This window comes from Hymenobacter sp. NBH84 (assembly GCF_014217645.1).
Taxonomy (GTDB): Bacteria; Bacteroidota; Bacteroidia; order Cytophagales; family Hymenobacteraceae; genus Hymenobacter; species Hymenobacter profundi.
On the sequence record NZ_CP043644.1, the window covers coordinates 1,232,444 to 1,252,956 of the forward strand.

Sequence of the window (20,513 nt, forward strand, 5' to 3'; positions counted from 1 at the left end):
CATGTCTTCAGGTGTGCGTGTATAGATTGGCCTTTCATCACCGAATGTCTCAACAAATACTATAACAAACTTGTCCTGGTGCTCTGGCAAGTTGAATAGTGATTGAAGTTTGTTTTGTTTAATTATCTCGTCACTGACCATTACCATTCTGACAGTACGTTCTTTGTATAGGTAATCAGAGTACGCGTACCTTACAGCATTGCTTTCTTCCATGCTCTTTCTAATAGAATAGGTTTGATAATGTCTACGTGTCAAAGGTAATTATTGATTACATATATTCAATATTGTTATCATACCTAATTTGCACTGTATATAGTATTGATTATTAATATGTTATATAGAAAAGCATACAGTATAGGGAGATATGAACGATATGGAGATAAAGGAGAGAGATAATAGTAGAGTATGGTAGAGTAGTAATAGTAGTGGTGGAACGATAATAAGGAGAGAAATAAGAGAAAATAACTACTACTGCTGTCGTTGAATCAGAGTACAACGAAAATCCGGCAAGTGAAGAAAACAGAATAAAAGTTCACACTAGCACTATCGCGGTAACTGGAAAACTGTGATGTTTGGTCAGAGCTATTCAAGTTCTTCACTTCTGCCAAGGTGAGCTAAAGATATTTCCCGACTAACGACAAATACTGATTAGATAATTCGTTCTCGGGACAAACTAAACCGATTGAATGTGGTGGCAGCCATGTTCGGTCGGTTTTTTTGTTGCCCCCTACTATTTAAAACCGCTATGCCTCTAATGGATATGCTGCCTGCCAAATGCCACGTCCTCTTAAAACTAGATTGTATCAATTGAATACTACTGATATCAAGTCACTGTTGCTCTCAAAAGGCTATTCACAGACCTACATAAAGAATAATGAGTGGAAATATCATTTTCTAATCACGAATATCATTCATAAACAACGCCGTACAACACTGGATTATGGTTGGGTAGTGCTGAATATAGAAAGAATGAGAAAAGTGCTAGGGAATAGCAAAATCAACGGTAAACCATTCCAATTTATTGACAAGGTTCGTGAGGATTTAGCTGAATGGAATATTATCAAATATAAGTATATCCAACAGAGACAAGTAAACAGCTACGGTGAAATCGAAATCAGAAATAAAGCATTAGCTAAGATTAAAGATGAGGCTGTAGAGCAAGGATGGAAACAATGGGACACAAAAGCCCAAGTTGTTACTGAGGTCAATCCAGAAGATGAGGGATTAGAAAAGCTCCCTGGTGTGTATGGAAAGCTCAAATCCAGTCTAAGTCTACTGAAGCTAGATTATGAAGGTGCTAAAGCCTTTGCTGACCGTGCTCTTCAAACTCGCATGAAAGTAAGGGACAGAATCAAAGGTTGGCGTCAAGAGAAAAACAGAAGAATAACACCAGAAATCTACTCGCGGTGGCTAACTACCCTGGATTCCCTACGTGATGCTATCCAAGACCCTAAACGCTTCTGTGTGCATATCGAGAAAGAGGATAAGGGTAGAGCATATACAATAATGACAAGCCTACCACACTACTTCAGACAGTTCGTGACGCTCAATGGTGAACCAATGGTAGTAGCTGACATTAGCTGTAGCCAACCTCTGCTGTTTGGTCTCTACCTAAAGCAAGCCTATAAGGAGCTAACACCAGATATGGAGCACTATCTACAGCTGGTTCAAAGTGGCGAGTTCTACGGATATATCAAGAGCCTACTGATACACCACAATCAGAAGTTCAGTCCAGACACATTCAAGGCCGAATTTTTTGGAAAAGTCTTCTACAGCAAGGAAAAGAAGTTCCACAAGTGGCGGTGTCTATTCCATATGTACTTTCCTGGTGTCTCTGAAGCTATTCTAAGGGTGAAGGGGGCCGTGCCTTATGAATGCAAAGGAGAGCCGCAAAAAATGACCTCTATGCTCTCGCTGCTAGAATCTGACATAATGCTTCAGGGAGTGGCTGCAAAGCTGTACAAGGCAGGAATTAAGGCATTTGTGACCCTGCATGATGCTATATACACGACACAACAGCACTACAACCAAATAATAGAAACCATAAGGGCCGAATATGCCCAATATGATATAACTCCAAACATAAAAAATTAACAATAACCCAAATGAAAGCCCCAAAATTTACAGTAGCTAATCTACCATTTAACCCAAAGAATAAAGCGGAAGCCTACGCAAGAGGAATATTATATAATGGTAAAGCCAATGACAATCTGACAGAAGTTGAATTTAATTTCATGTATGATTATTTTCAACAGTTTCACCATGATTTCGAAACTAAAAATGGCGTAGGAATTAATTATTTCACCAGAACACTAAGTCCATACGGTAATCTTCAGTTTGAATTAGTGAGAATCGATGGTTCCCAAGATGATATATCATTCATTATCAGCAACATAAGTAAGACTAATGACAGAAATGACTTGGTGAAGGCATTAAGAAATACGATAGCACAACAGATATACGATTTCAGAGATAAAGAATTCAACGGTAGATTCTATATTACTTGCCCCTACACGAATCAAGCTGCAACACTAGACAATCATCACGTAGACCATGAAACCCCAACATTTAAGGAACTAACTGATAACTGGATTCAGGAAAAGAATATAACAGACTTCAACGGATTAGTAGAGCCAAATAAGCTGCCCTATACGCTGTTGAATCAGAACCTAGCAGAAGACTTCTATCAATATCACAAGACTCACGCTAAACTAAGGATTCTGAGCAAGAGAGGTAATCTGAGTAATGCAAGAGTAGATAAATAGCTAAACACTGTCAAACAACAAATCAAGACTGATACTATGCTCACCAAGATTAAGGATAACCTACCCTTTATTACTGCTATAATGTTTATCCTTGGTAGCACAAGATTAATATTCTTCTATGAGGCATTTGGTATTGATGTTATATCGTATCTTGATTTGTCTGAAATATTTAGCTTGAGTTTTTATTATATAACATCTATTGGTTTTATCAGTGTTGTGTTGTTGTCAATTTATATGATTTACATGTACTCGAAAAAGCTTTCAATATTTAATAAGCATTTTGATAAATATACTTATGCTGAATACATATTTTGTGGTGTGTTTTTTATAGTATTTAGTTTGATATTTTTTGGTACTGGTATTGAATTAATTTTTTCTGTAATAATTTCACTGTTATTATTATTTTTGCTATATGGAATTGAAATGTTAATACAGATAGCTTTTTTTAATGCAAAGCTTGCTTATCGTGAACAAGGTTTTAGTATGTTGATGTTAACAACGGGTTTGTATTTAACAACTGTTAATGCTGTCATTGGTTCTTTGAGTGGTAGAGCAATAAGGGACTCTGAAGACAATGATATAGTAACGATTGAGTACAATAACAAGATTATAAGGACAACAAAACATTATATCTATATTGGGCGAACTAAAAACTATACATTCTTCTATAACCGTCAAACCAAATTCTCTCATGTTTACCCAAATTCAGACGTTAAAAGGATATATATAAAGAATAATCATAATAAGTGACGTATTTAACATAGAATTCAAAATACCACTAAACCTCTTGCTTCTGGTGAGAGGTTTTTTCATGTCCAGACTATTTAGACGTATAGAATAAGACAAATACAATCAATTATATGGAAACTGTAAAAGAACAATATGAAGTAATAACAGAAAAAGATATTGAAAGCATTCATGGTAACGGGTTCAATGTATGGCTAACCTATGATTTGAATGTAATAGAATACTCTACCACAACTAATCCAGATAAAGTTTACACTGCTAGATTTAAGAACAAAAGTGCTCTGATTCAAGAATTGTTTGGTATCGCACTAATGGAGGCACGTAGAGAAGGTAGAGAAGAAATAATGATTCTTGGATAATATGAGTAAGAAAACATACTACGAGGCAATTGATACAGTAGACTTGGAGATATTAGGTTATCAAGAGGTAGAAGAAAATGGAATGATACTGTTTAGACCTACTCTACATGGCCCCATTAATTATATCAAGCGTGAACAATCGAATCTAATAACTATTGCATTTGAGTCAGGGCATATCTACACAGCTTATTATAGTAACAATAGTGCTCTGGTTCAACAACTTATAGAATTATGTTGCAATGAAAACAAGTTGCTCAATGATAGATATTTAGATATAAGACTGTGATAGGAGAAGTATTATACATTGGAAAATTCCCAAGTACCAACCAGTTATACACTAAAACTTGGCAAGAGAGAAAAGCTATTCAAGATGATTTCAAGGATAAGCTACGACCTTTCATCATAGCGGCTGATTTACCCACATTGGCATTCTTCAAATTGAAATACGAATACAATTGTAGATATGACGTGGACAATGCTGCTGGTGGGTGTATTAAGATATTCGTGGACCTTATGAGAGAGTTAAAGATTATTCACAACGATACTCAAGGGATATTCAGAGGTTTTGAAGCTTATCCGAATAAGAATCTACCTACCCAATCATTTAAAATAACTATTTATTAAACTAATTCTGTATTAAAGACAAAATGACAGTATTTATTATATATGGCAGATTATAAACAACCTATCACTCAGACTATTATTCTACCTCATGTTCCAAATAAAGGGGGTAGACCGTCTAAGCTGGGGCCAGAATTTATTAATGCTGCTGAGGTAGTACTGAATGACAATAATATTATTCTGTTCACTGATTATGAAGTGGTAGATGAGATAAATGATAAGCTAGAACCTCAGTATAGAATTTGTAAGAGCACATTTGAGAAATGGAAAGCTAAGGCTATACGTGATGAATTTGATGAGAATGATGCTTTTGGTCCTGAGTTTTTACGTCTTATTAAAAAGGCACTAAGAAATCAGAAGCGGTTTTTGACAATGGCTATTCAGACTGATTCATTATGGCAAAGATACGCATGGATAGGAGAGAGGAAATTTAATGACTTGAATCTGAAGCATGTAACTCAAGTAGATGTGACCACAAATGGAGAGAGTCTAAATAAATTGAGTGATAATGACCTTGATAATGAGTTGACTAAGCTATTAGATAAGTAACGGGGGTCCCGACTAAACAACATCAGCAACGGAACAACGATTGAATTAGTAACGATTTGGAGCTACTGGTAAGGCACGAAAAAAGAATCAGCTGTTGCTCAGGCCGCTTAGGAATCATCTGTTTCAAAAATCTTTCAGATGACTTAGCTCCGGCTTTTCAATGATGCGGTGACAGGTAAAGTAATGATAATCAAGTTGGTAATAGATAGTAAATAGTGTGAATAGAATGAATATATGTACTCTGGAAATCAGTATTGATGGTTATGAATTGATTGATATTGTAGCGTTAGATAGTAATCAACTTATTGGTGTGTGCAAATTATGGTTAAATGATAGAGAGATACTATCTGAATGTCATTTGGAAGGATTATTTGTGGCTCCTAGTTATCGGGGTAGAGGATATGGTAAATTAATTATAGATAAAGTAATTCAATTGTCAAAGGATAATGGTAAAGATACTATTGTCCTTCAAGTACATGAGACTAATTCAGTGGCTAGGACTCTATATGCTAGTTATGGTTTCATTGAATACAGTGACCCAGATGATAGGGGCTTAATAGATTGTTACCTCAGAATCTCGGAGCCTCACTAGTTGCTGAGGAAACTGAGTGACACAGAAATATTAGATACAGATGAATTGGCAAGGAAAGACAGATTGGAGAGAAGTATTTAGACAGATGGTAGCAGATACAAATACCATTAATTCTATGATTCGGAAAGGTGAGAAAGTGGATTTCAAGAGCTTCAATTTTAGAAATGCTAAAGCTAAAAGTCTAGATACTAAAGGCTAGGCTAAATATTATGTTAGAATTAATTATTAGGTGAACGAAAAGGGTGAATTATTAAAACAACAGATACGAGATAGGTTACAACAGAATCCAACACCAGAAGAGAAACTTAAGCTGCTTCAGATTCTTGAGGAAGCTCAGACTAGATGGACATACTTAGCGAGACCTGAGCAAGTTGAACCTCCTGGTGATTGGAATATATGGTTGATTCTTGCTGGTAGGGGATGGGGTAAGACTCGGACTGCTGCTGAATGGATTGTAGACCAAGCTAGAAAGACCAAGAATGGCCGTTTTGCACTGGTAGCTTCTACGCTGAAAGATGCTCGATTAACCATGCTAGAAGGTGGCTCAGGTATCCTAAGTCTCTTCAAGCCACACGAGCTACTAGGGGGAAGTCAAGACACAGCCTACAACAGAACTTCAGGAGAACTTTGGTTAGAAAACGGTAGTCAATTCAATGTATACACCGCAGAAAGCCCGAATGGTTTACGTGGTCACGAGCATCACGCTTGCTGGTGTGACGAGTTAGCCGCCTGGAAAGACGCCAGTATAGGTGAGGTAGATACAGAAGGACAGGGAACAACATGGTCAAACCTGACAATGACCATGCGTCTCGGTAAGAAGAGCAGAACAGTAATAGCCACTACTCCAAGGCCAGTAGCACTCCTGAAAGACTTGGTGAAACGGGCTAAGGAGAGGGGAGACGTACATATTACCAAGGGCAAGACTACAGATAACCTCCAAAATCTATCAGCAAACTTCAAGGCAGCTGTAGTAGACGCTTATGCTGGTACCACGATTGGTAGACAAGAATTAGATGGTGAATTATTAGAGGAAACCAAAGGAGCATTATGGACTTGGAAACACCTTGAGCCTATCAGAGTCCAAGCTTCTAAAGTTCCTGACCTCCGACGCATTGTCATTGCTATCGACCCTGCTATTTCAGCCACAAAGGGTAGTGACTTAACAGGCATTGTAGCAGTAGGTATTGGTTATGATGGCCTCTTATATGTCCTAGATGATGCTTCAGGAGTCTACACACCGGGAGAATGGGCATTAGAAGCCAACGCACTCTACGAAAAGCATGAGGCTGATTGCTTTGTAGCTGAGGTCAATCAAGGTGGAGACATGGTGGAAAATACCATGAGGCAAGTGAATAAGACAGCCAGGTATAAAGCAGTAAGAGCAAGTAGGGGCAAGGTATTACGCGCTGAACCTATTGTAGCACTTTATGAGCAAGCCAGAGTCAGACATGTTACTGAGAATCTGAGGGAGCTTGAGAATCAAATGACTTCATGGAGTGCTGGTACCGGCGAGAAAAGCCCAGATAGGGTAGACGCTTTGGTATGGGGAATAACAGAATTAGCACTCACTAAAGAGAAACGTGTATCCAATGTTTACTAACAGTATCCAATTAACGAGTATTTATAAGTAAGTAGAATATTATAATTAATGAATCTGAATTTAAATGAAGTAGTGGCTAAGTATAATGCTGCTATAAAATCTTATGACCAAAAGTTAGTTGATTACTCCGAAAAGAAAAGTTTCGGAGTAGATAGTTTAGGTAGACCAAACCCAATCTCACTATCTGTAATTGGTGGTGCTGAAATCGATTGGAGTAATAAGAAAGACTTTGCTAATATCTACGAGACAAATGGTACACCAAATATAATCATCCGTTATATTCTAAGGTTTGCTTCACAGATACCTTGGAAAGTATGGGAACTGGATGCAAAAGGTAAACCGGCGAAGCTATTAGAGAATCATGAAGTAACGAACAGATTATGGAATCCTAATGATAAAGAATCAACAGGAGAACTAATCTACAAGTTAGGACTGAGTTTACTGACTGAGGGTAATGCGTATTTGTGGGCTAATAGAGTTTCTGGTAATCGTATTGGTGCTTTATGGTCTTTGCCTCCAAGTAAAGTAGAAATCATTGGTGGTGGTTGGAGAGAGTATGTGACAGGTTATAGATACTATAAATCAGATGGAACTTATGAGAATCTAAAAGCTGAAGACGTGATGCACTTGAAATATATTAGTGCTACTGATTCAAAATATGGTTCATCCCCTATGGCCGCAGCTATTAAGCTTATTGTTGCTGCTGAATCTGGTACTGATTTACGTGCCAAACATAATCAGAATGGAGGTCCACAGGGTATTTTATTCCACGACGACCCCAACTCAGAACCTCTTGATGCTGCTGCTGCTAATTCAATAAAGGCTAAGATTAAATCTTTCTTCAGTCCCCGACGCGCATTGTATGATATTCCTTACTCCGACGCCAAATTAGGGTATTTAAAAGTAGGTTCTAGTTCTGCTGATTTAAATTTGATAGAGGCTGCTAGGTTTGATAAAAATGCTATTTGTGATATATATTCTTTCCCGACACAATTACTAAGTGCCGCCGAAGGAACGACATATAGCAATGTTGGTGAAGCCAGTAAAGGTCTATACACCAAATGTATAATTCCGCTACTACGTCAGATACAGGAAAAGCTTAATCGATTCCTCACAGACAAGTTTATTAAAGCTGGTGAGAATATTTACGTAGACTTTGACACGTCATTAATACCTGAATTACAGGAAGATAAGAAAGATTTGTCTGTTTGGATAGACAAGGCTTGGTATCTGACTGCAAATGAGAAAAGGGAGCTGATGGGTTATCAAAAAATTAATGAAGAGCTAATGGACACAGTGTTAATCCCTAAAAATTTAGGTCCAGTAGATTCAACCGACGCACTTCAGCCCCAGACGCCAGAAAAGGGAGAAACTGACGCTGAAAAAGAATAATAATAAAAATATTTAAAAATTATTATCAATATTTCTGATTTAATCATAGAATCGGAGTATTTATTTATAAGAGCCTATTATAGTTAATGAATAAGTATCAAATTAAATCTATCGGAGCTGAAATAGTAGACGTAGACACGACAGGTAACAATGTTATTCTGTATGCTTCTAAGTTTGGTAATGAAGACTCACATGGAGATATAATGGCTCCAAGTGCGTACGATAAAACTATTAAGGAAAACGGTCCATCTGGTAAGAATCGTATTGCGCATTTATGGCAGCACGATACAAAGGAGCCTATTGGCAAACCCGTTACAATGGAATCTGATGATTATGGTCTTAAAATCCATTCAAAAATATCTAAGACACAACGTGGTAAAGATGCTTTAATTCTTTATGTAGACGGTGTTATTAATGAGCACAGTGTAGGTTTTTTCACTATGAAGGACCGGATTAATAAGGATTCAGGCACACGCACAATTTTAGAGACGCATTTACTTGAATATAGTTCAGTAACGCACGGTAGCAACGAATATACACCGACGCTTGCTGTAAAGTCATTAGAAGAGAAAGCAGATTATTTGGCTGCATTAAACAAAAGAAGCCAGAAATTATACAAAGCATTCACAACGGGTAATCTAACAGATGAAACCTGTGAATTATTAGCCTTAGAGCACGTACAAATAAATAAAGCTATGAATGATTTGATAGAATCACTCAAGAGCCAAGAGCCGGAAATTATTATTACCACTCCTGAAGTTATTGAGCCGATTAAAGTTATTACTGCTGAAGATATTATTGCTGCATTTACGAAAGGTTATAACAAATAAATAATAAAATATAATTATCCAAAATTTTAAGTGGAAAAAGAAGTAATCGAACAACTAGGTAAAGAAGTAAAAGCCGACGTTCAAAAAGTAGAAACCAAAGCTGAAGCCACCGCCGCTCAGGTAATTAAACTTCAGTCACAACTTGACGCTGTAGAAGCTAAGTTGAAAGAGAGCCGTGAGGTTGAAACTGAAACCAAATCGCCTCTATTGAAGGCTGTAGAAGCCAAGGTTGGTGAATTGAAGTCTCGCCAGCGCAATCAGACGGTAGAAATTAAGCTCGATACCAAAGCGTCTGTAGACATGCTACGCGCTAATACTGTAGCTGAATCACAGTCTCTAATTGCCACATCTGGTTACATTCAACTACCAAACCGCCCCAAGCACATGCGCGACTTTATGCGTTTTTCGCCTATTGCCGCTCCATACCTAAAGTATGACCGTGAACTTGCTCCTGAAGGTAAGCCAGCTATTGTTGCTGAAGGTACCCGTAAGCCAAAAGTTAGTTTCTCGACTCAAACTGTTGCTGTAGGTGCTGAGAAGATTGCAATGCACTATAAGCTTTCGAGCGAATTGATTCACGATGCACCAGCTTTCGTTGCTTCGCTTCAAGGCCGTGCAAAAGAGATGCTTCTAAACGAGGAAGATGCAGAGCTAATCTACGGCGACGGTACCCCCGGCCACCTACAAGGCATTTTCCCTCTTGCCGCCCCTTTCGCTCCTGGTTTAACGGTAGATAAGCCACAACGTATTGACGTTCTCCGTGCTGCTGTTGCTCAGGTTCGCGCTTCGCTTTACCGTGCCAATGCTATCCTCATGCACCCGAACGACGTGGCTGGATTGGAATTGACCAAAGACGAGAATGGTAATTACCTATTGCCTTCTGTATTCACTGGTACTATCCCAGCCGTAGGACGCATTCAGATTATCGAAATTGACGCAATCAATGAAGGTGAATTCCTTGCTGGTGCCTTCGATATGGGTGTAGATACCTACCAAGTAGAGCCTATCACTTTGAAAGCTACTGATAGCAATGAAGACGACTTTGTAAACAACAAGGTAACGGTAGTGAATGAAGAGCGTCTAATGCAAGCTGTAACCCGTCCTTCTGCATTCGTTAAAGGTACGTTCACAGCCGCTATTGCTACGCTAACTGCTGTTTAATAATACAATATTACTAGGGCCATACGCTCAAATTATTATATCCAACACAATAGAATCCAAATATGAGTACGAAAAAGAAATTTATAAGCGTGACTACATTTTTATCTAATGAGGGTATGGTCCTAGTTAATACTGTTTTAGAAGTAAGTCCAGAACGGGCCGCACATTGGTTAAGACTAGGATTTGTGAAAGAATATCAAGAGCCGACGCCTACAAAAAGTGCTAAGAAACCACGTCTAAAGGCCGAAAACCGCGAGACTAAACCTGCTAAAACACAAGATTTAGAGCAGAAATAACGATAATAAGAATACAGGATTATAATAAGTGAGTATTACAAAATCTATAACAAAACCAACAACTGAGCCTGTATCTATTGAATTATTTAAAGCTCAACTGAGGCTGCAACCTGAGGATACTGCTGAAGATGCCTTTTTGCTACATTGTTTGAGTGCTGGAAGAGGTAAAGCGGAAAAGTACTGCAATCAACCTTTTGCAAGTAGAGTCTTAGAGACAACATTTACTGTCACTGAGCCTTTTGTTTTGCCTCCTGGTGCTGGTGAAATCCTGTCTGTAAGTGGTTTTATCACTGATTTGAGCCAACTACCGACGTTAGGACAGTATTGGAATGAGTATGTAAAGGGAATATCAATTTCAAGGGAATATCCAATTGATTACGATAACCTACCTACCTACACAGTCCGTTACAACTTCACAGCCAACGCAGAAGCCGACGTAATCCAAGCTATCCTGAAAATAGCTAGTGATTTGTACGAAAACCGGGAAAACTCTGTCACAGGAGCCTCAAATAAGGCACTCGGAATTAACTACCAAGTCCTTCTAAACCCTTACCGAGTAATTGGAGATGGCAGTTAGAGCAGGACAGTTTAGAGAGCAGATTCAACTGGTGTTTCCTTCTGAAGCTGTGAGTGATGGGGTAGGAGGTTGGATAACTAGTGGCGAAGGTAGAAAGGTGCTTGTGTGGGCTAGAATCCAGCAATTAAAGGGTAGTCAGTTACTCGCACTAGGTAAAGAGATTTCCAGCGAAGTTTTCAGGATTTATACCCGTTTCAGTCCGACGCTTCTAACAGCTGATAGATTGATTTGGGGTAATAAGGATATGAAAATTACGAGTATGACAACCGACGAACGCCGCACTGAAATAACTATTTACGCTACGAATGGCAACTAATAATATCCAAGGATTAGATATACTACTTAAGCAAATAAATAAGATAGCAGCCGACGTAGAAGCCAAAATTGATAAAGTAAACCGCGAAACTGCTGAAGCTATTGCAACTGACGCTAAATCTTTTGCTCCTGTTAAAAGTGGCAGGTTGAAAAATAGTATCCATGTGGTAAAAGATGCTGCTGGTTATGAAGTTGTAGCCGACGCTCCTTATGCTGCCAAGGTTGAATTAGGAGTGAGAGGTAGTGTAGCAAAACCATTCTTATTTCCAGCATATCAGTTACATAAAAATAAGTTTCTGACAAATATCAGAGAAGCTATTAATAATATTAAATAAGTGCCAACCTACGACCCTATTCTAACTATCCAAAAAGCTGTATTTAAGGCCCTAGGTGAAGCGCAAATTAATTATGTGTCTACTCCTATATCTATCTACGAGTTTGTTCCTGAGAGTGCCCCAAATCACTATATTTTACTATCTCAACAGTCTTGTATTCCTGGTGCTACTAGTGCTGCAAGGTGTAAAGTTTGGGAGTGTACAATATTGCTGGATATAGTAACAGGATTTCCAAGCATTCAACAGAGCACAAGTACAGTAGCAGGAGAAATAGCAGCTCAGGTATTAGAAGTATTGGAAGGGAAGAGATTGGAATTAACTAATGGATTCCAAATGAGTCCGACGCAATTAATTATGTCTAACAATCTAATAGATAATAAGACAAAAGATATGATAGATGTTCACCGATTTTTAAGATTTAGCTTCGGATTAGAGCAGCATCAATAATAAACTAACTATTTAAATTAAAGAATAAAATAAATTATGGCAAATTATATTACTGGTAAAGATACCGTGATTTCGCTTGATGATGTAGTACTAGGTTGCGTACAGAGTCTCAGTTTTTCGACTGAAGTAGAAATGGTAGATGTTACCTGTGCTGCTTCGAATGGTTTCCGTCAGCAAGTTCCTGGTACTGAGTCTTGGAGTGGTGATTTGAATTCTGTATTACGTGAGTTTAATGAAGCTGAACAGGCTAGTAACGTGAGTATTATGGATGTATACACCAAGCTCAAAAACGGTAGTCTAGTAGATGTTGAATATACCTTTGGTGGTTTCCGTTTCAGTGCAAAAGCTTATATCCAGAACGTTTCAATCGATAGCTCAGGACCTTCCGACGCTGTTACTTGGAGTGCTTCATTGCAAGGTTATACACCACTATTGCTAACCGAAACTCCTGTTGCCTAATTTCCCAACGTATACTATTTAGTAGAAACTAATATTATATGAGTGAGAAAATTAGAGGATTTGATTATTTAACAATAGCAGGTAAAAAAAGACCGTTTCAAGTTCACGGCACACGTCAAACTAAAGCTTTCTGTGAAATTCGTGAGTGTGACCATGATGAATACTGGACTGAGGTAGCCAAAATGACAACAAATGGTGTACTATCTAACTTGGATATTACACAAGCATTTATCTATAGTGCTTTATTTGCTGGTGCCAAACGTGAAAAGCTTCCAATTGATTTCGATTTAGATGATGTTATCAACTGGTTTGAAGATGCTGATGATAGTGAAGGTGTTGAATTACTAAAGCCTTTGCAATTATTTGCTGAAATGGTGAATAAAACAGCTGAAGGCCTAAAAAAAGTAAAGGGCCAATAAGCTCCAAAGATGGTACTAATGATAGCCGTTCCGCTACAACGTGGGCGGCTATTTTAGATTATGCCTTAGGTGAAATGGGTTTATTGGCCGATACGTTTTGGGATATGACGTGGCCTGAATACGAATATGCTGTAAAGGCACACAATTACAAGATACAGCGTGAATTAGAGGGACACAGGTTAGTAGCAGTACAAGTTTTCAATATGCTTGCTAAGAAACCGCTAAAACCTAGTGAATATATGCGTCTCAATTTGATAGATGGTGAAGAGAAAAAGGTGAATGCTAATGCTGAGTCACATGAGGAATTTATGGCTCGTATGATTGCTAATAACTTCTACAGAAAACCTAAACCAAAATCGAATGATGATGAAAAATAAATAAGTGATTACCGATTATAATTAGTGGATTTACAGAGTTTAAAATTATTAATAAGTGCAAATATCCAAGGGTTACAACAAGGGCTAAAGGATGCTGCAAATAATATACAAAGGTTCGGGGCGCAAGGTGGTAGAGATTTAGCCGATTTTGCCCGCCGTGCTGGTGCTGCTGGTAGACAAGCTGGTAATGACTTCGCCGCTGGGTTTGATGCTGCTAATACCAAGATTGCCAAGAGTTTCAAGGATTTAGAAGCCACACAGGACAAGTATGCGCAAGGAGTAGGCAAGCTTGGTGGTGTATTCGATTCAGTAGGCGAAAGTTTAACCAGAAATGTAACGCTACCTCTCACATTACTTGGTGCCGCTGCCTTAAAGAGTGCAGGAGATATACAGGCACTAGAAACGGGCTTTAAAGCAGTATATAAAAGTGGTGGTGACGTAGCAGAGGAACTTGAAAAAGTTAAAGAAGTAGCCAAATTACCGGGCTTAGGACTCGCAGAAGCAATCCAAGGCTCAACACGTCTACAAGCTGTTGGTCTAAGTGCTGAAGAGGCTCGTAAGTCATTGTTAGCCTTTGGTAATGCAGTAGCAACAACGGGTGGTGGTAAGGTTGAGTTAGGTAGAATCAATACACAGTTATCTCAGCTTGCCGCCAAAGGAAAAGTTCTGACTTCTGATTTGCGTCCAATTATTGAAGCTGCACCAATTGTCAGTGAGGCTTTATTAAAAATCTACGGGACTATCGACGCTGAAACCATTAGCGCCAAACTCGCAGAAACCGGCAAAAACAGTAAGGACTTTATTAATACGCTGGTAGCAGAATTAGGTAAGCTACCAAAGGTTACAGGAGGCTTAAATAACAGCTTCGAAAACCTAAGTGATAGCACTACTAAGAGCCTGAGCACCATTGGCACGGCCATTAATAAAAGTCTTGGTGTAGAGAATATCATTAATAGTCTTGGTGACAGTCTTGAAGGACTTGCAGATAGCTTTTCCAAGTTGCCTCCAAGTGCTCAGGCTACCATTCTGACTGTTGCTGGTCTTGCTGCTGGTATCGGTCCTCTTGCGCTTGCGATTGGTGGTGTAATCTCTATCCTCCCAACTGCTATTGCTGGTTTCAGTGCGCTTGGTACGGCTGTGACGGTGGCTACTGGTCCGGTAGGTTTGGCTATTGCTGCTATTGCTGCCTTGAGTGCTGGTATCTACTACTTTGTTACTGCCAGTGATAGAGCCTTAGAATCTTACCAAGAACAGAAGAAAGCTACTACTGAGTTAACTACCAGTATCCAACCTCTTTTAGACCGTTACGACGAGTTAAAGGCCAAAACAGCACTGAATGTAGAAGAGCAAAAGGAGCTTGAAACGATAGTTAAGAAAGTTACGGCTGCTGTTCCTGGTGCTAAGAGTGAAATTGACGCCTACGGAAATGCTATTGCTATCAACACCAAACGGACTCGGGAATTCATTGCAGCCCAACAACAGCTGACAGTTAGCAAGGCTCGGAAATCGATTGGTGACGAAACAGAGGAATTAGAGAAGAGAAGAAAGAGACTTGAGCTATATCAAAAGGTCCAAGACAACTTCAATAAGACCGGGAAAATCAAGCTGGCTTCACTCTCACCAGTGGCTACCGATGATATCGATATTGTTGTAAAGTTTCAGGAGCAATATGCTCAAGTTCGTAAGGAGTTTGATGAGCAAAACGCCACTGTAAAGGACCTAAAAACGACTCTTGGTGAATATTCAAGTGCTGGTGTTGGTATTGGTAAAATCATATCTCCAATCATTGCTGACCTTAATGCTGGATTCACGCAATTAGCTACGAATACGGATAAAGCTACTGGTGCTCAGGAAAGACAGGTTCAAACGCTGGAAGTACTGAAAAATCAGCTCAAGGCAGCAAGAGAACTACTGGACACACAAGAACTAGGTAGCTCAGATTTCAACGCCACTAAGGCTGAAATTGCACGTCTAGAGGCACTTATTAAGAAGTACACCGATACGGGAAAAGCTGCTAAAAAAGCTGGTGAGGATATAGCAAAAGCCTTCCAAGAGGTTGCTGCTAAACTTCGCGGGGTAGATACTCAGGTGAAATTGGGTATTGTGGCTCCTGGTGCTGAAGCTGCTACTGAGAAGATAAAAATCCTGGAAAATGGATTGAAAAAGCTGAGTGATTTAGGTGTAAGTCCAACCAGCGCAAAGCTCCAAGCTCTCAACAATCAGCTCCTAAAGTTGAGCCAAAGTTTAGACCTAGGTTTTGAGCAACTGGATTTGAAAGTACCAGACTTGGCAATGAAGCCTGTGAAGGTGCCTATTCAATTGGATTACCAAGGTGCTGACAAGGGTAAAGTGCTGCTGGATACCACGATTAGCATGAATAAAGCTCTTGGCGACGCTACAGTAGCAAGTGTGGCCTTTGGTAAGAGTTTCGACTACACAGGAGCACAGATGGATATTCTCTACACAAGCATCCAGAAGCTATTAAGTGCCGGTTTTGATGCTAAATCTGAAGAGGTTCAACGTCTAATCCAGAGCTTCAACCAACTCGCCAACGTTCAAACGCCACTGGACAATTTCAACCAGCAACTATCCGCAATCCTAGTACAAGGGATGAGTGATATAGCGTCTGGTTTTGGGGAGGCTATAGGTCAGATTATTAGTGGTGCTGCTGGTATCGAGGCACTACCAGCGATGCTACTTGGTGTTTTAGGAGATATGGCCGTGAACGTAGGTAAACTGGCTATTTCAACTGGTTTCGCAACCCTAGGTATCAAAGCTGCATTGGAGTCACTTAACCCTGTAGCTGCTATTGCTGGTGGTATTGCTCTTGTGGCTCTTGGTACTGCTGTAAAAGGTGCTGCAAGTAATATTGGTAAGAGTGGTGGTAGTTACAGACCGTCTACAAGTGGTGGTAGTAATTATAGTGGTTCTTCAGCTGCAAGTAACAAACAGGACAAACTAAATATTGAAGTAACATTTAAACCAGCTGAATTACGTGCAGATGGTAGAGGATTGGTATCAGTTCTTAATGTTGAAAGTTATAGAATGAATAATTACCGTTAATATAGAATTTAAGAGTATTTATAATCAATGGCAAAAATATTATTACGCGCATATAGTTTAAATTACGAAGGTGGTTATCAAAATTATTCTTTCTTCTACGATACTGATAAACGTGAATCTGGTGCAAATCCAACTGTAACTGAAAGTGAATTTAGTATCTCGCAAATAGATTATACAATAGAGTCTGGTAGAATACTGGACTCTTTCTGTACAATTTACGAAGGTGACGGTAAAAAAGCAACAGTTATTTCAGATTCAACAACTGGATTTCTATTTAAAACGGAATATTCTGATAGTACTGAGTGTGCTGGATTTTCGGACCTAACATTATTATCTATTAGCAGTACCAATACCTCAAATTTGACTGCTGAAGATGGTACAATAAGAGTGTATGTTAGTAGTTCTGCCCCGCCAATCAGTGTCTATATTCCTGGTCTTGGTAGTCGTACAGCTCCTGGTAGTGAGGTAGAATTTACGTTCAATAATGTCAAGCCTGGAACCTATGCAGCCCGTTTACAAGATGCTAATAACAACCAACTTACAACTCAAAGTGTAACTGTTGGTGCTGGTCAAGCTCCTGGTACGTTCACGCCTGGTCCTCTGCGAGTGACGTGGGCAAAGTATGAGATTGCTTTTAATCCAAGGTCGTTTGATTTACCAAGTCATCTCGAAGGATTGTCTTGGGATAATTACAATAAGCAAGGTATTCAGGAAGTCTCTCCACCACTTACTTATCCAACATTTTACCAGTACGAAAAGCAATATCTTAAAGGGAGTATTGTAGCATATAAGCAGGAAAAATATAGTGCATTGCGTTATTATCGTGCAACAGTGGATTTAATTGGTAAGAACTATGCAGACAACAAAAACAAGATTCCATATCCTGACCAAGCTGGTGTAAATGCTGGAACATGGGAAGAATTAACACCAGATAATATCCTGTATTGGGACCCAAATTTTACTGCTATAATTAAAAACAACAAAGGTGAAAATGTGCAATTAAAATATCCTAGTTATGCAGAAGGTTGGATAGTAAGATATGGTTTTGATACCTATTATAGAGCTAAGAAATTCATTGATTCTCGCCAGTTCTTTGATAAGAAAAACCCAAAGCCAACCTACAAAAAGAGTAATGATTATTGGGAATATCTAACTAATTGGCCTGGAAGTTATTTTACCTACGTAATCCCTGAGAGTCAACCAATTGACGCGTATTTTATTGGCACTATCTACCGTCAGTGGTTCTTTCATCTCCAAAATCCAGATATAGAGGGAGACGTTGATAGGTTCTATTACCTGGATACAGACACCAAGCAAGAATCTACAAGTGGAGACCTACGGATTATCGATATAGTAAAGAACGATATTGACAATGCTGGTTCTACAAATGGTAGTGCATGGATTATTGCTACTAGTCCCAGTTTGCCTCTTAAGTATCAAATCTCAACCACGAATTTCACGGCAAGTAATGGCTCAGGCCAGTTTGAAAATCTTGCTCCTGGTGTATATGAGGTCCTAGTAACAGATGCTCAAAACCGACGTGCTGTAGACACATTTACGATAGAAGACCGATACAGACCCCGTTGGCGTTTGCTCTACTCAGATTTAAAAGGTGGGAACTTAGAAACGTACATTTTTGAGAGAGACTGGAAAGGAGACGTAACCGACGTGCTAGGGCAAGGTTCGCCGGTTGAGCTTTCATGGGATTCTGGTAGTAGTAAAGCTGGTTATCTGCCTGAAAGTATTGGTGCTAACCTTGTTTTCAACCTCAGGACTCAGTTTGCTCAGGAGTTTGTAGATACTATTTTAAAGGACGACAGAAGCCATAGAGTTGACCATTATAGACAGGGTAAAATACAATTCAGAGGCTATCTAGATGCAACGTCTTACAGTGAGAAGCTATTAGGTCCTGGTCAGGAGGTTCAACTAACTGCTACGGATGGATTAGGCCAATTGAAGAATACCTTCTTTTTGAATCACAAGGCAGAGAAACAGGTAGGACGTACCAACTTATTATCTACCCTTCTAAGCTGCCTTTCTCGATGTGACGTGAATTTTCCTGTCAACATTGGATTGAATCTACGGGACCGTCTGATGAATGAAACCGGCGACCCTCTACAGCTGGCTTACGGGCATAGAGAAGCTTACCAGAAAAAAGACAGTGATTCTACAGCAAATATCAGTGTAGAAGATACGGTAGATATGAGGGCTGTTTTAGATGCTATTCTCAGAAACTTCAATGCTTTTCTCTACCAACGTGAGGGAGCTTGGTACATAGTGAGCTTGAATGAGGCTCCATTTGAATACGAGTCTCGGGTATGGAGTCCAGCTGGAAAGTTGATTGGAAATACTACTGGTGGTACGGCTCAGGATGCACTTAGAATCTTGCCTCCTGGTGCTGCTACTCTTGACAATGAATTATTCTGGATAAATGCCAACCAAAACAGAGACGTAATAGCCAGTGCCAACGTGGTTAAAGCTACTGTTCCTCTACTGTTTCAAGATAATCTATTGAAAAATGGAGGATTCCAAGACTGGTCAACACCTACTAAACCTCTCGATTGGACACTAAATGGTGCTATCGGAACGGCAATAGGCAAAGGTGAAAAGGCTGGTGAAAGAGCTGTTAAAATCTCTGGATACACAGGTAATATCCAAAATGGTAGCTATCTCCTTTCCAGCGAAGCTCCACACTTAACCGGCCAAGAAGAAGAACTAATGCAGCTCAAGGTAAAGGCCAAAGTTGAAAATGCTGTTGACCCTTACGGAGATGAAGAAGTAACTGCAAAACTCTTATTTCAAGTAGTTTCTGATGGTCAGCCGTTCGGCCCTATTATCGAAACTGAGTTAAGTTCTAAGGACAAATGGAAGGAATATGAAACCTATTTACCCCTTGGAATGCCTGGAAATCAGATTCGTATTCGTGTGTTGAATCCAATTAGCACGTCTGGGAATAGTGTGACATACATTGGTTCTGTTGCCTTGTCAGTCCTACCCTTTGCTCAGGATTGGAAGGATACAACTGAAGACTACATAAGCGTAATAAACCGCCAAAGTCAAACAGGTATCAAATTAGAAGATATTGAGCTAACACATGCTGACCAACCAACGGTAGCAGGAGCCAACGATAGTCCCCAGATTCCAAGTGGTATGTCTATTTATGCCTGGAAACACGCTCTTAGCTTGGAAGATGGTACTGCTACAAGTGGCTGGAAACGTCCTGGTTATCCTGCTTATACTCCGCTCTTGGATTCAGCCGCTCAGGATAGAATGGCACTCAGAACTACAGCCACCGACGAAATCACAGGAGAGGTCTCAGGCCCTGGTTTTGATGCTTTAACGGCTGGAACTATGCTGGATTTGCCTACTGAAAATATCTCGGGACGCTTTATGGTAATCTCTTGCTTCAAACGCGAAAAGGAGAGGATAGCCCAAATAACCCTTAAGAAATTAGCTCCTGGAAATTATGGTGAAGAGGATGAAAACTTGACTCCAAATAATGCACGTATTGCAAACATTAATGGAGTTAAAAATTATAGAGTTGCAAATATTAGTGGTATGAAACTATTTAGAATTGCTAACAGATAAAATAAGAATTAGACGTATTTA

20 protein-coding genes are annotated in these 20,513 nt (G+C 39.3%); all 20 read left to right on the forward strand.

Translation table 11 applies throughout. The features are described 5' to 3' along the window. The first annotated feature begins 807 nt into the window (after positions 1-807). The 20 genes from F1C16_RS05130 to F1C16_RS05225 all read left to right on the forward strand — a co-directional run bounded on the left by F1C16_RS05130 (position 808) and on the right by F1C16_RS05225 (position 20,492). Positions 808-2,094: a hypothetical protein gene (locus F1C16_RS05130; protein WP_185283279.1), complete on the forward strand. Its 1,287-nt coding sequence runs from the start codon at positions 808-810 to the stop codon at positions 2,092-2,094. Positions 2,095-2,105: 11 nt separating this feature from the next. Beyond that, entirely contained in the window at positions 2,106-2,765 is a 660-nt protein-coding gene (locus F1C16_RS05135) for a DUF3223 domain-containing protein (RefSeq protein ID WP_185283280.1), read from the forward strand. Between the two features lie 36 nt (positions 2,766-2,801). Beyond that, positions 2,802-3,515 carry a hypothetical protein gene (locus F1C16_RS05140; RefSeq protein WP_185283281.1) on the forward strand — a complete coding sequence of 238 codons (714 nt, stop codon included), beginning with the start codon at positions 2,802-2,804 and terminating at the stop codon, positions 3,513-3,515. Between the two features lie 110 nt (positions 3,516-3,625). Next, on the forward strand, positions 3,626-3,871 hold the full coding sequence (locus F1C16_RS05145; protein WP_185283282.1) for a hypothetical protein: 246 nt from the start codon (positions 3,626-3,628) through the stop codon (positions 3,869-3,871). A 666-nt stretch (positions 3,872-4,537) separates the two neighbouring features. Next, positions 4,538-5,041 (forward strand): hypothetical protein, encoded by a 504-nt coding sequence (locus F1C16_RS05150; protein WP_185283283.1) that lies wholly within the window; start codon positions 4,538-4,540, stop codon positions 5,039-5,041. A 226-nt stretch (positions 5,042-5,267) separates the two neighbouring features. Further along, positions 5,268-5,633 carry an N-acetyltransferase gene (locus F1C16_RS23305; RefSeq protein ID WP_185283284.1) on the forward strand — a complete coding sequence of 122 codons (366 nt, stop codon included), beginning with the start codon at positions 5,268-5,270 and terminating at the stop codon, positions 5,631-5,633. A 229-nt stretch (positions 5,634-5,862) separates the two neighbouring features. Continuing rightward, a complete protein-coding gene (locus F1C16_RS05160) occupies positions 5,863-7,233 on the forward strand; it encodes a terminase large subunit domain-containing protein (RefSeq protein ID WP_219733416.1) in 1,371 nt (456 codons plus the stop codon). Between the two features lie 48 nt (positions 7,234-7,281). Continuing rightward, the gene (locus F1C16_RS05165) at positions 7,282-8,625 is read left to right on the forward strand and encodes a phage portal protein (RefSeq protein ID WP_185283285.1); all 1,344 of its coding nucleotides are present in this window, start codon (positions 7,282-7,284) and stop codon (positions 8,623-8,625) included. An 86-nt stretch (positions 8,626-8,711) separates the two neighbouring features. Then, a complete protein-coding gene (locus F1C16_RS05170) occupies positions 8,712-9,455 on the forward strand; it encodes an HK97 family phage prohead protease (protein ID WP_185283286.1) in 744 nt (247 codons plus the stop codon). Positions 9,456-9,485: 30 nt separating this feature from the next. Then, positions 9,486-10,616: a phage major capsid protein gene (locus F1C16_RS05175; protein ID WP_185283287.1), complete on the forward strand. Its 1,131-nt coding sequence runs from the start codon at positions 9,486-9,488 to the stop codon at positions 10,614-10,616. Between the two features lie 62 nt (positions 10,617-10,678). Further along, positions 10,679-10,912 (forward strand): hypothetical protein, encoded by a 234-nt coding sequence (locus tag F1C16_RS05180; protein WP_185283288.1) that lies wholly within the window; start codon positions 10,679-10,681, stop codon positions 10,910-10,912. Between the two features lie 28 nt (positions 10,913-10,940). Beyond that, positions 10,941-11,489, forward strand: a complete 549-nt coding sequence (locus F1C16_RS05185; protein WP_185283289.1) for a head-tail connector protein — start codon at positions 10,941-10,943, stop codon at positions 11,487-11,489. Further along, positions 11,479-11,805 (forward strand): phage head closure protein, encoded by a 327-nt coding sequence (locus tag F1C16_RS23310; protein WP_185283290.1) that lies wholly within the window; start codon positions 11,479-11,481, stop codon positions 11,803-11,805. Before F1C16_RS05185 ends, F1C16_RS23310 begins: the two co-directional genes overlap by 11 nt. Continuing rightward, positions 11,795-12,139, forward strand: coding sequence for an HK97-gp10 family putative phage morphogenesis protein (locus tag F1C16_RS05195; protein ID WP_185283291.1), 345 nt, complete (start codon positions 11,795-11,797; stop codon positions 12,137-12,139). The genes F1C16_RS23310 and F1C16_RS05195 overlap by 11 nt, the downstream gene beginning before the upstream one ends. Next, positions 12,140-12,586 (forward strand): hypothetical protein, encoded by a 447-nt coding sequence (locus tag F1C16_RS05200; RefSeq protein ID WP_185283292.1) that lies wholly within the window; start codon positions 12,140-12,142, stop codon positions 12,584-12,586. Between the two features lie 36 nt (positions 12,587-12,622). After that, positions 12,623-13,045: a hypothetical protein gene (locus tag F1C16_RS05205; RefSeq protein WP_185283293.1), complete on the forward strand. Its 423-nt coding sequence runs from the start codon at positions 12,623-12,625 to the stop codon at positions 13,043-13,045. A 38-nt stretch (positions 13,046-13,083) separates the two neighbouring features. Further along, the gene (locus tag F1C16_RS05210) at positions 13,084-13,464 is read left to right on the forward strand and encodes a hypothetical protein (protein ID WP_185283294.1); all 381 of its coding nucleotides are present in this window, start codon (positions 13,084-13,086) and stop codon (positions 13,462-13,464) included. 104 nt (positions 13,465-13,568) lie between these two features. Beyond that, the gene (locus F1C16_RS05215; RefSeq protein ID WP_185283295.1) at positions 13,569-13,841 is read left to right on the forward strand and encodes a hypothetical protein; all 273 of its coding nucleotides are present in this window, start codon (positions 13,569-13,571) and stop codon (positions 13,839-13,841) included. 24 nt (positions 13,842-13,865) lie between these two features. Next, positions 13,866-16,904: a tape measure protein gene (locus F1C16_RS05220; protein ID WP_185283296.1), complete on the forward strand. Its 3,039-nt coding sequence runs from the start codon at positions 13,866-13,868 to the stop codon at positions 16,902-16,904. A 27-nt stretch (positions 16,905-16,931) separates the two neighbouring features. After that, on the forward strand, positions 16,932-20,492 hold the full coding sequence (locus tag F1C16_RS05225) for a hypothetical protein (protein WP_185283297.1): 3,561 nt from the start codon (positions 16,932-16,934) through the stop codon (positions 20,490-20,492). The last annotated feature ends 21 nt before the right edge of the window (positions 20,493-20,513 follow it).